Genomic DNA, 14092 nt, shown 5'->3' on the forward strand with positions numbered 1-14092 from the left:
ATAAGCGCCGGCGCTCCGCCCGTCCGCCAACCTCACGATCGCCGTGACGATCGAGCCGTAGGCGCGGCGCCAGACGCTGTGGAAGCCCTGATGCGTCGCAGCCGGCACGACGGCCCGGCCGGTGTGGCGGTTGCCGCTTCCCTGCATGGCGACCGGTTCGCCGTTGACGTGGACTTTCACGGCTGCATCCGGCCCGGCCTCGCCCGCGTCGATCTCCAGCGCGATCGCGATCTCGTCCGTGTCGCCGGCATGGATTGTCTCGGCGGTGAGGGCCAGCATAAGCAGCGCTTCGCTGGGGCGGCCCAATGTGCCCTCGCTCCGTTCAAACACATCATCGGCCAGCGGCGGCGTGCGTGGCGGGACGGTGCGGCGCTGGGTGGCGCGCTCGTAGCCGCCGGCCATCGTCAGCAGCGCCACGTCGTCATAGGCCTTGCCGGCGAAGGTCAAGCCCACCGGCATGCCGATGTCGGCCATGGTGCCCATCGGCACCGCCACCGTCGGGATGCCGAGATGCCGCCAGACCAGATTGCCGTTGGCGACCCAGGTGCCGTTGCGCCAGGCAAGATCGGCGGAGGCCTCGTTGACATCCGCATCGGCCGGGCCGACATCGGCGACGGCCGGCACCACCACGGCGTCGAGGCGGTTGGCGTCGAGCCAGTTCTCGAAGTCGATGCGGCGCGTCTCTTCCAGCCCCTTCAGCCCGTCCTCCATGGTGGGAATGGCCTCGAGCGGGCTCACCCCGTCCTTCGCCCGCTCGACATAGTCCGCCAGGTCGAAGCCGTCGTCGCCATAGCGGTCGGGCAGCGTGCCCGGCGGCTGCGGGAAGATTTTCGGGCCATCAACCGAGGCGAGATCGGGAATCGCGGGATCAGCATTGGCGCGCAGGAAATCGTCCCACGACCAGATTGACAGGTCCCAGATCTCGCGGTTTGCAAATTCCTCCGGCACCAGGCCGCGATCAACCATGGAGCGCGCGCCCGGACGGTCGCGCTCATAGTTCGATACGACGGGGAAATCGACCTCGACCACCTCGGCGCCGAGCGCCTGCAGGTCATGCGCGGCCTGCCGCCAGAGCTCCAGCACAGAGGCGCGCGTCTCGATCGGCCGGCCGGCGCCGAGATCCTTGCCGATATACATTTTCGGCACGCCGAGCCGCTTGCCCTCAAGCGCGCCTTGCAGGGGAAGCCCGGTATAGCTCGCCGGCCTCAGCGCTGATGCCTTCGGGACCGAAACCCAGGGCTGCACACGCCAGAAATCGCCGCGCGTGTCATGGTCGTCGGCGACGATGACGTCGAGCAGTTCCAGCATGTCCGGCACGCTCCGCGTATGCGGCACCACCACATCCATGGTCGGCACCAGCGGCCAGTTGCCGCGCACCGAGATCACGCCGCGCGACGGCGTGTAGGCGACCAGAGCGTTGTTGGAGGCCGGCGCGCGGCCGGACGACCAGGTTTCTTCGCCGAGCCCGAAGGCGGCGAAGGACGCGGTCGTCGCCGTCCCCGAGCCGTTCGACGAGCCGGAGGCGAAGGCGGCGGTGAGATAATCCTTGTTGTAGGGGCTCTCGGCGCGACCATAGACGCCGCGCTGCATGCCGCCATTGGCCATCGGCGGCATGTTGGTGAGGCCGATGAGCACCGCGCCCGCGGCGCGCAGCCGGGCAATCGTGAAGGCGTCCTCGCTGGCGATCAGATGCTCGAAGGCCGGCGAGCCGGCCGCGACCGTCAGGCCTTTCACCTTGTAGCTGTCCTTGGCGGTGTAGGGGATGCCGTCCAGCGGTCCAAGCGTTTTGCCCGCGCGGCGTCGGCGGTCGGAAGCTGCCGCCTCCTCGAACACCTTTGGATTGAGGATGGGCACGGCGTTCAGCGCTATGCCGTGGCGGTCGTAATGGGCGATGCGCCGCAGGTACGCGCCGGTGAGCTCGACGCTTGTGACTGTGCCGTCTTCCAGCGCGCGGCGCAGGTCGGCGATCGAGGCTTCGACTATATTCATGGCTTGGCGAACCTCTTGTCAGCAATCACTCGTCCGGCGAAGGCGTAGTCGCGAAGGCCGCGTTCCTCCGCACGCCCCTGCTGCCCTGCCGGGCATCTCCCCGCAAGGGAGAGATTGATGTGCCCAGACATTCACCAATCACCAGCATGCCGCAAGGCACCCACCTCTCACAGCGTCTTGCTATCGAACTGGCCGCTTTCCTTCATGAGCTCGATATAGGTCTTGGCCTGGGCGTTGCCGTGCTCGGCCGCCTTGAGGAACCACTTGGTTGCTTCCGGGTAGTTCGGCTTGCCGTCAATCCCCCGCAAGTAGAGCGTACCAAGGCTGAACTCGGCATCGACATTGCCAGCCTGGGCTGCTTCAAGCCACCAGGTCTCGGCGGCCTTGTCGTCCCTTGCGACGCCTACGCCGTTTGCATATGCATAAGCCAGGCTGAGCTTCGAATCTAGCTTTCCTTGCCGTGCGGCCTTGAGCCACCACGCAATTGCATTAGCCTTGCTCTCCGAGACACCGGTACCCGTGGAATAGGCGTTCCCGACTGCCTCCTCGGCCTCTGCGTTGCCCTGCTCAGCAGCCTTGCTCAACCAGGCGAGTGCCTGGCCGTCGTCCCGTTTGACGTCCTGTCCCAATCCATACATCGTGCCGACATTGTATTGCGCGACGGCATGCCCCTTAACCGCGGCTTTCATCCACCATTGGAAGGCCAATCCGCCATCCCGAGCAAATCCGCGGCCTTCATGGTACAGAATGCCTAGCTGATATTGGGCATCGGCATTACCCCCGTCGGCTGCCATCTGCGTCCATTCGGCGGCCAGCCGGTCATTATTCTCGACACCTTCGCCGAGCAAATAGGCCCGGCCAAGATTGTAGCCGGCTTCGGCATTTCCTGCCTCGGCGCCCTTGCGCCACCAAACCGCGGCTTGAGCGTGGTCCTGCGGAACACCCGCGCCAGCGGCATACATCCCGCCGAGCGCGGATTGCGCCAGAGGAGTGCCTTGATCCGCTGCCTTGTTCATCCAGTAGAATGCCTGGGCGTCGTCCCTGGCAATGCCATTTCCCGTGCGATACGCGTTCGCGAGACTGTACTGTGCCACCGCAACGCCGCTGGCCGCGGCCTTGATCCACCATTTGACCGCCAACCGGTCGTCCCGAGCAACGCCGAGGCCTTGGTGGTACAGAATGCCGAGTTGCCCTTGAGCGTCCGCGTTGCCTGCGTCCGCGGCTTTGAGCCACCAGGCTGCACCATCCCGGCTGCTTTGAGCAACGCCCCTGCCCTTCAAGTACGCATTCCCCAGCAACAACTGTGCTTCGGCGTTGCCTTGCTCCGAAGCTTTGCGCCACCAGGCAACGGCTTGAACATCATCCTGCCGTACGCCCATACCAAGCCAGTACATCGAACCCAGGCTTGATTGTGCTAAGGCGTCCCCCCGGTTGGCCGCCCTGCTCATCCAGAGGAGTGCCTGGGCATCATCCTTGCCAACGCCCTTTCCAGTAGCATACGCGGTGCCGACACTGTATTGCGCCTGCATGACGCCACCGGCAGCGGCCTTCATCCACCATTGAAATGCAAGGCTGTCGTTCTGTGTCAGGCCCTCACCCAGATGGTAGAGCACGCCGAGCATCCATTGGCCGTCCGCGTTTCCCTGATCTGCAGCCTTGCGCGCCCATGTGGCGGCGAGTTGGCTGTCTTTCTCTACGCCTAAGCCGAACTTGTACGCCCTGCTGAGGACATAAGCGGCTTCTGAATGCCCTTTGTCGGCCGCCCTGCGAGTCCAGATCGCTCCTGTTTTGTCGTCTATCTTGACGCCCAGACCGCTATAATAAGCCTGACCGAGGCTGTATGCCGCCTCGACGCTTCCTGCATCGACCGCTTTGCGCCACCAATAGACCGCCTGTTCAGCACTTTTGACCACCCCCTGACCTTGCAAATAAAGGACGCCGAGCTGGTATTCGCCATTTGCATTGCCCTTATCCGCCGCCTTCCTCGCCAAACTGGCCGCAAGCTGATCGTCCTTCGCGACACCACGTCCAAGAGAATAAGCTTGGCTAAGCGACGCTTCAGCCTCCGCAATTCCGCCGTCAGCTGACTTGCGCCACCAGTAGACCGCCTGCTCGTCGTTCTGTGCGGTTCCGTCACCACGCCAGTACATTGCGCCGAGATAGCCCTGAGCATCCCGGTTGCCCATGCTCGCCAGCACCGACAGCTGACGAAATTCTTCCTCATAATCCTTAGCTAGGTGCGCCGCCTGTACTTTCCTTATTGCCGACCATTGCACATAGTAATTTCTCAACGGTCCAAGCAGCACATAAGCGGCCAGCAATGCCAGGATTATGAAAAGGATTCTTCCGTGGCGCCGCACAGGCGCACTGATGACAGTTGTATTCGCGTCCAGAGACCCGTCGTTATTGCTCATAGTACCCGCCCCACTTGCAACCACCAGTAATTAGTAGCGCAAGCAGAGCCGTTCTGGAATATCCGTGGTTGCGAATATCTCGATCACTCCGGCGCGCCGGCGAACAGCACCGTGCCCTCCCCTCCTGCCGCCGGCCAGTCGCGAATGGTGCGGTCGATGCCGCCGGTCAAAAGCGTGCCGTCGGCGGCGAAGGCGACCGAGTAGATCGGCCCGGTGCCGGGGTCGAACTCGGCGATCTCGGCGCCCGTATCCATATTCCAGATCCGCGCCGTGCCGTCGAGCGAGGCGGAGCCGAGCCGTTTCCCCTCGGCCGATAAGGCGAGCGCATAGACGGTGCCGGAGTGGCCGTCGAAGCGGCGCACCTCCTTGAAGGTGTCGAGGTCCCAGAGTTTTATCGTGTAGTCGCCACTGCCGGTCACCGCATGGTGGCCGTCGGCCAGGAAGAGCGCGCCATAGGCGCCGCGATCGTGGCCGTGCCAGCTGCGCAGCTGCTTGCCCGCAAGGATGTCCCAGAGCTTCAGTTCGCCGTCGATGCTGCCGGTGAGCGCCCTGGCGCCATCTGGCGAGATGGCGACGGAACTCACCGACCAATCGTGGCCCGGCAGGACATGCAGCACCGTGCCTTTCTGCAAATCCCAGACGACGACGGAACCGGTGTCGTGGCCGCTGACGGCGAGCTTGCCGTCGGGGCTGATCTTCAGTTGCCGGACGCCGCCGTTCGCTCCGGACGAGAAGACATGCAGCACTGTGCCATCGGAAAGCTGGCGCAGCACGATCTCGCCGTCGTCGCCGGCGGTGAGCGCGCTTCTGCCGTCGGGCATGAAGAGCGCGCTGCGCGCCATGTCCTTGTGGACGCCAAGGTCGCGGATCAGCCGCTTGCCGTCGATATCCCAGAGCTTGATCATGCGATCGGTGCTGGCGCTCATGATCTGGTGGCCGTCGGCCGACACCGCCAGCCAGACGACGGCATCGCGGTGGCCTTCCGGCGCGGTCGGCTGGGCTGGGGGCGGTGACCGAGGCGGCACCAGCGTCTGCGGCGGCGTGGCCGGCGCCAGCGCGGTCTGCCGGGCCGGCGTTGTTGCAGGCTGCGCCGGTGCGGCGGCCTGCGGCGGAGCGGCCGCCGGCTCGGACGGTGCGGTCGTCGACGCCGGCGCGACAGGCGCCGACACTGGCTCGGTCCCAGGCTCCGCCGGAGCGACGGCGACTTCCCTGGCCGGCGCGGCCGCATCGCCCCCTGTTTCCCGCCACCGGCCGAACTGGTCGGCGAGGATGACGACAAGGGCAATGAGCGGCACGGCAAGCGCGATGCGGCGCAGCCGCGGACGCCCGGCCGGCACGGTCGCAGCGTCGCGGCCGAACAGCGGCGCCGAAGGCTCATGCCTTGGCGCGCCCGGCAGCAGGCCGGCAAGGAACGAAAGCCCGGCGAGAATCGAAAGCATGCCCGCCGCGCCGAAGATCCCGGCGCTCGTCGTGGCCGGGGGCTTGCCCCCCAGCGCCAGATAAAGCTTGGCGAAGCAAGCGAAGCCGACGACGAGCATCGCCAGCGCCAACAGCCTGTCGGTCGATCTTTTCATCGGCATCCCCCAGGCGCCTCCACTCCAACTGGCGGAAGGCGCATCGGCCATTCTAGCCGAGCTTTTCGCCGGGGCTAAGTGCAAGAGATCACACGAAGAAAGGTAAACGTGCTTTGGCGCGGCGCGACTTCTTCAATCCCGCCGCCGGCCGAATTTCGGCTTTACTCAGCCGGCCAGCCAATATCCCGATGCTCAGAACCGAAGCGTGATGTCTTTCGCTCCATAAACAAGCGGCCCGTGAGCAGAAAGCCACACTCCCCAAGAATAACAAGCTCGACTACCCGCGCTGGTTGACAGCAAACGCTCTTATGACATTATCCGCCCGGGATTTTCAGGAGAGCCACAGCATGAAGAAGATTTACGAGAAGCCTGTGTTGGTCCGCAAAGGCAAGCTTTCGACAATTGTCGCCGGCGGTCCTTCTACTGTTATCAATGGCGGCGGCCCGGCGAGCTGATCTGCCGGACAATCTGCTGTTGATGCCTGCCGACCCTGGCTCCTTCTTGCGATCCAGGAAATTCGCGGAACCGGCCATGAAGAAAACCTATGAGAAACCAAGGCTGGTCAAGAAGGGCAGGCTTTCGGCAGTCACCGCCAACGGCGCCACTTCGCTCACCTTCTGACCATTACAGCGCGTTGCACCAAAATTCAGGCAACGCGCTGTAAGTCCTTGTTTTGATGCACTTCTTCTCCCGAAGCTGCGGCATCCTCTGGGCGACATAGTTCGTCTTTGACATATCCCATTCATAAGCCGCCGCGCTTCGGCGACATGCATCAGAGCGCCAGCACGAGATCATCCAACACCATCTGCCAGTAATGTTTGGTCGATAGACGCACGCGCGTCACCGCCTTCAGCATCGGCGCGTATTGAACCGGCGCCAGCGCCGACAGCGTGACCTCGTCGCGCGCGATCAACTCGTCCCCCAGCCAGCTTTCGACCAGCGCGCTCTCCCCTTCCGAGCGCAGCCATGCGGCGCTCAGCATCACCGAATGGAAGCCGAAAGGCGCCGCACGGCCGAACTCTGCCGGATGGCCGCTGCTGGTATAGGCGATATAGGCGCCCGAGACGTTGCCGTTGACGTAGCCTTCGCTGTTCCTGGTGTGGTCACGCGACATGGCGTTGAGATTGTACCAGTCGAGCCCGGCGTACCCGGAAGGAATCTTGCTCAGGCCGCGCGTGGTGATGTCGTCGAAGCCGATGGTGCTGAGCGCCGCATCGGGCTGAAGCGCCCCGGACGCAAGGAAGCCGAGGTCGGCCGGATAGGCCGACAGCGCGAGGCGCCGGTCGAACCCGCCGCCGGCGATCACGACCTGATCGGCCTGGGCGGCGAGCGGGAAGCGGAAGGTGGTGGCCGCGCCGAGCGGGTGGCTTTCGAGCAGCTGGCCGTTGCCCATCACGGATAGGGTTGCGGTGGCCGCGGCCGGCGTCCTGCCGCTCACCATGCGCGCAGGGGTAAGGCCGACGGGCCCTGGCAGGCCCTCTCCGGCCAAACCGACAAGCGAGCCGGGCGCATCCGTCACGCGCACAGGCTGGTTCTCGTTGGCGCCGCTGGCGCGCCAGCCGGGCGGCACGGAGACCGAAAAGCGAAAGGTTCCAGGCGAGCGGATCACGGCGCTGCGCCGCTTCGACGACATCGGGAAGTTGGCAAAACCGGCAGCGTTGCTTCGCGCCGCGACGATGAAGCGGCCGGACTGGTCGAACAGCCGCACCATGATGCCGGCCATCGGGCGGTCGGCCTGACCATAGGTTCCGTCGCCGTCGACATCCATGAAGACGAAGGATGAGAAGTTCAGCTTGCCGGATGTCGGACCCCAGGCGGTGCGCGACGCATAATCGCCGGCCGGATTGGGATTGCCGCGCGCCCTGCGGCGCTTGCGCCGCCAGCGCAAAGCGAGCGCCATGAGGGCAGTGGCGCCGGCGATGACAAGGACGGAGATGAAGAGAACGAGGGCGTTGTCAGCCACGGCGGGGAAGCGTTGGCTGGAGAAAAATACTCAAGCTGAAAAGCATAAGGTCCGCGCCCCCTCGTAGTCCTGCAAAAGCTAACGCGAGCCGACGTTGCTGCACAGACATTATTTGCGAGGGACAGCGCTGACGTAATCTTCTCCCTTTGTTGTGGAAGAAGGTCAGGTCGCCAACTCCACCCACACCGGCGCATGGTCGCTGGCATTTTCCTCGGCACGCACCTCCCGATCGATGCCCGCTCCTTTCAGCTTCCGCACCAGCTTCTTCGACAACAGAATGTGGTCGAGCCGTAAGCCGGCGTCGCGCGGCCAGCGGTTCCGGCGGTAGTCCCAGAACGTGTAGAGCTTCTCCTCCTTCGGAAAGACCTTGCGCAGCGCATCCGTCCAGCCCTGATCGATCAGCGCCGCAAAGGCGGCGCGGCTTTCAGGCTGCACCAGCGCGTTGTCGTCATAGGAGCGGGTGGCGTAGATGTCGCGCGGCTCGGGCACAATGTTGAAGTCGCCGGCAAGCACCACCGGCAGGCCGGTGTCGAACAATTCGCTCGCATGCGCCGCGAAGCGCTGGTGCCAGGCGAGCTTGTAGGTGAATTTCGGCCCGGGCTGCGGATTGCCGTTCGGCGCGTAGAGGCAGGCAATCACGATGCCGTTGACCGCCGCCTCGATGTAGCGCGCCTGGCGGTCGGCATCGTCGCCGGGCAGCGCGTCGCGTGTCAGCACCGGCTCGGCGCCGCGAGCCAGGATGGCGACGCCGTTCCAGGTCGGCTCGCCCTTCCACACCGCGCCATAACCGGCCTTCGCCAGCCGGGTCAGCGGAAACTGCGTGTCGCGGGATTTCAGTTCCTGCAGGCAGACGACGTCGGGCTTGGCTTTGACGAGCCAAGCCAAGAGGTTTTCCAGCCGGCTGTTGATGTTGTTGATGTTGAAGGTGGCGAGTTTCATTTGCCGAAGACGCCTCTTCATTCGTCATCCTCGGGCTTGACCCGAGGATCCATGCCGTGACCATCGCCGTGGAACTCTGCGGGGGCAAAAATTCTGAGCCGTTGCAATGCCTTAGCGTCACGGCATGGATCCTAGGGTCTGCGCCGCGTCGCTTCGCTCCTTGCTTCGCCCTAGGATGACGAAGCGAGAGGCGCCATCCGAGCTTTTATCGTCTCCGCCACCGTCTTCAGGTGATCCGCCACGGAAAACCCCGACACCGCCTTGCGGGGCTTGAGATCGTGGTCGCCGTCCTCCAGCCAGATCATCTCTATTGCCGCGGAAAGGCCGTAGGTCGCGACCTCGTCCTTGGTGCCGAAGTCGTCGCGGGTGCCCTGGAAGATCAGCGTCGGCGTCTTCAGGTCGGCGAGATGTTTTGTCCGCAGTTGCTCCGGCTTTCCGGGCGGATGGAAGGGGTAGCCCAGACAAACCAGCCCGGCGATCTCGCCCTTGGCAAACATCTCGTCGGCGACCATCGAGGCGACGCGCCCGCCCATCGACTTGCCGCCAATGATGAGCTTGCCGGTCAAGCCTTTGGCGCGCAGATCGCCGATCGCCTTGACATATTCCGGGTTCACCGTCTCGGCGCGCGGCGGCGGCTTGCGATGGCCAAAACGGCGCGCAGCCATGTAGTGGAACTCGAAGCGCGCGACGCGGAAACCGGCGGTGGCGAGAGCCTTCGCTGTCACGGCCATTGAGGCCGAGTCCATCGCCGCACCGGCGCCATGCGCGAGCAGGACGGTGACAGGGGCGGAGTCGGGGCCGTCGAAGAGGAAGTAGGTCATCGGGCGGGCTTCCTGGCAAGGCCGCACTCCGTCTCAGGCGCGAACATCTCGCTCGCCGGTCATGTGCAAATCCACGAACTGGATTCCCTTCTGCGCCAGTCTTGCCCATTCGGACTCCGCGTCGAGCTCCAGATAGCGCGCCCACAGCCGGCGGGCTTCGGCCAGATTGCCGGCGTCGAACTCAAGCCGGGCCAGGTTAAACACCGGGTCGGCATAGGCCTTGTCGAGCGCCATCGCCTTCTGCAGGTGCCGCCGCGCCGACGCGACCTTGCCTTCGTCGCCCACCAAGCCGGCGAGGTTGAACCAGGCTTCGACGAAGCCGGGATCGAGCTTTATCGCGCGGGCATAATCATGCGCGGCTTCCGCTGCGCGGCCGACGCCGCGCAGGCAGTTGGCGCGGTTGAAGGCGGCGATGGCATCTTTTGGATCGATCGCCATGCAGCGCTGGTAGAGCGCTGCGGCCTCGTCGTGCCGCCCCTCCTCTTCCGCGGCTTCCGCCTCGGCGAACAGCTCCTCGAGCGTGTCGTCTTCCGGTGAGCCGAGGTCGAAGAGAAGCTGGCCGTCGAGCTCGCTGCGGCCCTCGTCGAGATAGATCGCGTCCGGCCGGCCATGCTGCGAACCGAGATTGAGCGACTTGGCGGTGAGCGAGGCGACCGGACCGGAGCGATGCACCGAGCGCGCGATCGCGCCCCATGTCGCGCCGCTGGCGATCAACCCGGCATATTTTCTGGCCAGGATCAGGTCGCGGAAGGAATAGGGTTCGCCGTCATGTTCGAAGGCGTCGAACAGCGACAGCATGTCGAGATCGCTGGCGGCAAGCCGCGACTGGTCGATCAGCGACTGCCGGGACAGCGACGACGCCTGAGGCGCCTTCAACAAGCCGAGCAAGCGCAGGAAGCCGTTTTCGCTGACCAATTCGCGCCCGGCTTCGCGCTCGGCCTGCACGCGGCGCTCGATGTCGCCATCGCCCGTTCTTGCCGTGGCCGCCTTGGCCAGCAGCGTGCGGCCGAACACGACATGGGTGGTGCGACGGGTGACGCCGCGCCTCAACTCGGCATGGCGGCGCTCGACCTCGCGCGCGGCGAGCCTGAGCGGAAACGCGGCCAGCGGGCCGACGGCGCCGAACACGGCGCCGGGGAGGATCACCGGCCCTCCCGTCACTTCTTGCTCTTGCCGACGGCTTTCAACAGGCTCGCTTTCAGCGGGTTCTCAGGCGCGCCGCCGCCGGCGGCCGCCTTCTTGGCGGGCTTGGCCGGCGCCTCCTCGGCCTTGCTCTTCGACTTGGCCGGCGGCTTGGCCGACTGCGACAGGCTCGCTTTCAGCGCATCCATCAGGTTGATGACATTGCCGCGTTCGGGCGCCGCCGCGATGATCGGCTTGTGGCCTTTGAGCTTCTCGCGGATCATCCCCATCAGCGCCACTTCGTAGCGATCCTCGTAATTCTTCGGATCGAAATGAGTTTCCTTCTGCTTGATCAGCGCCTGGGCGAGATCGAGCATTTCCGGATCCGGCTTGCCGGCCGGGATGTTGCCGAAATATTCAGCCGTGCCGCGCACTTCGTTGGGGTTCCTCAAGGTGCAGACGAACATGCCGTTCTCGCGCGGGCCGATCGTCACCACGCGCTCGCGGCTGGAAAGGACAAGGCGGGCAATCGCCAGCTTGCCGGATCTGCGCATCGCTTCGCGCAGCACCGCGAAGGTCTCCTCGGCCATGGCGCCGTCCGGGGCAAGGTAATAGGGCGAGTCCTGGTAGATGACGTCGACCTCATTCTCGTCGACGAAGGCCTCGATGTTCATCGTGTGGTTGGACTCGATCCGGACCGCGTCGAGGTCGGCATCATCGATGATGATGTACTGCTTGTCCTCATATTCGTAGCCCCTGACCAGGTCCGAGCGTTCGACCAGGCCGAGTTCGGGATCGACCGGCTTCATGTTGATGCGGTTGTGGGTCTTCTTGTGCAGCTGGTTGAACGAGATGCGCTCGCTCGCGCTGGTGGCCGGATAAAGCCGGACCGGACAGCTGACGAGGCTGAGCTTGAGGTAACCTTTCCAACTTGCCCTGGGCGCCATGATGAACTCCTACGCGGCCATGCACTGACAGTTTTACTTTTTTGGAAGCCTGATCTTTGCCGAAAACCGGTTTCCCACTTTTCGGGATCATGCTCCGGCGCTTCGTCCGAAGGACGGTTGGCGCTCCGGAAATGCTACACCGACCCTTGATGGTACATGCAAATTGCTGACGAAGTGTTCTTGGGCCGGTTGGCGCGGAGGATAATTCAAATTGTAGGAAGCGTCGATGGAGATGGAAACCGAACGCTGGCAGGACAGAGGGGGGTGTGACGGATCGCCAACGCCTGCGGTTTACTTTCCCTCAACCACCGGCAAATCCCTGGCGGCCTCGTCGATCTCCGCCCAGGGATCGCCCGAGGTCTCCAACAGTCCCGGCAGCGAGGCGTAGTTCAGATCCTCGGGCGCGTCGATAGCCTCCAGATCGGTCCAACTCATCGGGGTCGATGCCGGCAGGTTGGTGCGGGCGCGCAGCGAATAGGGAGCGGCGGAGGTGTGGCCGCGGGCGTTGCGGTGGAAGTCGATGAAAATGCGCTTCTTGCGGTTTTCCTTGCCCATGACGGTGACGAAAGTGTCGGGCGCGCTTGCCGCGAGCAAAGTGGAAATGGTGCTCGAGGCCTGGTGCAGTTTCTTCCAGTTCTGCTTGCGCGTCACCGGCACTGTGATGTGGATGCCCTTGCCGCCGGACGTCTTTGCAAACGGCACCAGGCCGAGGCTCTCCAGTCCGCCCTTGATGTGGACGGCCGCCTCGACCACCTCGCGCCAGGAAATCCCCTCGCCCGGGTCGAGGTCGAAGACGATCTGGTCGGGCTTGTCGAGCTTGGTGCGGTGCGTGCCCCAAGTGTGGAACTCGACGACGCCGAACTGCGCCAGTGCCAGATAGCCCTTGGCGTCCTCGACCGAGAGGTAGGTCTTGGGCTCGCCTTCCGAACTGATGCTCTCGAACACCGCCACCGAAGGCGGCATGCCGGTGAAGGCGTGGCGCTGGAAGAAGCAGTCCTGCGGCCGCCCCGTCGGGCAGCGCACCAGCGACACCGGGCGGCCGATGATGTGCGGCAGCATGAAATCGCCGACCAGCGCGTAATAGACGGCAATGTCGAGCTTGGTCGGCCCGGTCTTGCCGAACAACCGCCGCTCCGGATTGGTGACCCAGATGGTGGCGAGGTCGGACTCGGCGATCAGCCGCTTGCGCTTGACCGCAACCGGCGTGGTCAGGCCGCCGACATCGCGCAGGCCGCGGAAGACGCCGTGGCGGATCGCATTGTCGGCGGTACGGTTCGAATAACGCACGCGTGCCGACAGCAGCGGCTTCACCCAATGCATCTCGCGCATGATATCGCGCGGCACCCCTTCGGGCGGCGTGGCGCCGACGGTCAGCCGCTCCAGCCGGGTCAGCAGGTCGGTCGCCATGCCGCGGTCGAAGCCGGTGCCGACCTTGCCGCGATAGTGCAATTCGCCGTCGACGAACTCGGCCATGCCTAGCGCCGCAAGCCCTTCCGCCCGGTCGGAGACGGTGTAGCCGGCGATGACGAAATCATCCGTCTTTTGCGCCTTGACCTTGGTCCAGCTCTTGGTTCGGCCGCTCATGTAGATGGCATCGGCGCGCTTGGAGACGACGCCTTCCAGCCCAAGGTCCGAGGCCTGGTCGTAAAGCCCGCGGCCATCGCCCTCGACGTGGTCGCTGTACTGGATGGCGGAGTTTGCCGCCTGGCCGGCGAGCAGTTCGGCAAGCAGCGCCTTACGCTTCTGCAGCGGCGCCCTGCGCAGGTCCCAGCCATCGAGATGCAGGAGATCGAAGGCGTAGAAATGCAGCTTCGAGCCGGCGCCCTGGGCCAGCGCGTCCTGCAGCAGCGCGAAGCGCGAGATGCCCTTGTCGTCCAGCACCATGATCTCGCCGTCGATGATCGCCCGGCTGACCGGCAGGCGCGAAAAGGCTTGCGGGAGATCGCCATAGCGCTTGGTCCAGTCGAGGCCGCCGCGGGTGATCAGCCGCACATTCCCGTCCACGACATGCGCCATGGTGCGGTAGCCGTCGAACTTGATCTCATGCAGCCAGAGCGTGCCGGTGTCCTCGCCGCCGGGCGGCTCGCTCACCTGCGCGGCGAGCTGAGGCTCGATGCGGCTTGGCGGGTCTGCCTTGACCGCGCCGGGCAGCGCGCCGGGTTTCAGCGAGCCAGGTTTCGGCGGCAGGCGCTGCGGCTTTCTCGGCGCTGCCAGTTCCTCGATGCGCCGGCCCGACTTGACGCTTTCCGGCCGCGCTTCGAGAATGTCGAGCTCGGAGTCGGAGGCGAGATCGCGCTCCTTGAAAAGCAGCCAGTTCTTCTTG

At 64.8% G+C, this 14092-nt stretch carries 11 protein-coding genes; 2 read left to right on the plus strand and 9 right to left on the minus strand.

The genetic code is table 11. The features are described 5' to 3' along the window. From EOA75_RS16715 to EOA75_RS16725, 3 genes are all read right to left on the minus strand, one after another. On the minus strand, positions 1-1989 hold a 1989-nt coding region (locus EOA75_RS16715), incomplete at its 3' end, for an amidase (RefSeq protein WP_127324680.1). 167 nt (positions 1990-2156) lie between these two features. Beyond that, positions 2157-4403 (minus strand): SEL1-like repeat protein, encoded by a 2247-nt coding sequence (locus tag EOA75_RS16720; RefSeq protein WP_127324681.1) that lies wholly within the window; start codon positions 4401-4403, stop codon positions 2157-2159. 83 nt (positions 4404-4486) lie between these two features. Then, positions 4487-5977, minus strand: coding sequence for a WD40 repeat domain-containing protein (locus tag EOA75_RS16725; protein ID WP_127324682.1), 1491 nt, complete (start codon positions 5975-5977; stop codon positions 4487-4489). A gap of 347 nt (positions 5978-6324) precedes the next feature. Here EOA75_RS16725 and EOA75_RS16730 point away from each other — a divergent pair, with 347 nt between their 5' ends. Together EOA75_RS16730 and EOA75_RS34060 are read left to right on the plus strand one after the other, a co-directional pair. Further along, entirely contained in the window at positions 6325-6432 is a 108-nt protein-coding gene (locus EOA75_RS16730; RefSeq protein ID WP_095824524.1) for a hypothetical protein, read from the plus strand. 76 nt (positions 6433-6508) lie between these two features. After that, positions 6509-6598, plus strand: a complete 90-nt coding sequence (locus EOA75_RS34060) for a lasso RiPP family leader peptide-containing protein (protein ID WP_164746769.1) — start codon at positions 6509-6511, stop codon at positions 6596-6598. Between the two features lie 151 nt (positions 6599-6749). Here the strand turns inward: EOA75_RS34060 and EOA75_RS16740 are convergent, their stop codons facing one another. The 6 genes from EOA75_RS16740 to ligD form a co-directional block, all read right to left on the minus strand. Beyond that, on the minus strand, positions 6750-7940 hold the full coding sequence (locus EOA75_RS16740; protein ID WP_127324683.1) for a hypothetical protein: 1191 nt from the start codon (positions 7938-7940) through the stop codon (positions 6750-6752). Between the two features lie 162 nt (positions 7941-8102). Next, positions 8103-8879 (minus strand): exodeoxyribonuclease III, encoded by a 777-nt coding sequence (gene xth, locus EOA75_RS16745; protein ID WP_127214362.1) that lies wholly within the window; start codon positions 8877-8879, stop codon positions 8103-8105. Between the two features lie 170 nt (positions 8880-9049). Beyond that, positions 9050-9700, minus strand: coding sequence for an alpha/beta family hydrolase (locus EOA75_RS16750; protein WP_127324684.1), 651 nt, complete (start codon positions 9698-9700; stop codon positions 9050-9052). Positions 9701-9733: 33 nt separating this feature from the next. Then, positions 9734-10846, minus strand: coding sequence for a tetratricopeptide repeat protein (locus tag EOA75_RS16755; RefSeq protein WP_127324685.1), 1113 nt, complete (start codon positions 10844-10846; stop codon positions 9734-9736). A gap of 11 nt (positions 10847-10857) precedes the next feature. Continuing rightward, complete coding sequence (locus EOA75_RS16760) at positions 10858-11769, minus strand: Ku protein (protein WP_127324686.1); 912 nt, start codon at positions 11767-11769, stop codon at positions 10858-10860. Between the two features lie 291 nt (positions 11770-12060). After that, a partial coding sequence (gene ligD, locus EOA75_RS16765) for a DNA ligase D (RefSeq protein WP_127324687.1) occupies positions 12061-14092 on the minus strand: 2032 nt, incomplete at its 5' end.

The sequence above is a fragment of the Mesorhizobium sp. M1A.F.Ca.IN.022.07.1.1 genome, from assembly GCF_003997575.1.
In the GTDB taxonomy this organism is placed as follows: Bacteria; Pseudomonadota; Alphaproteobacteria; order Rhizobiales; family Rhizobiaceae; genus Mesorhizobium.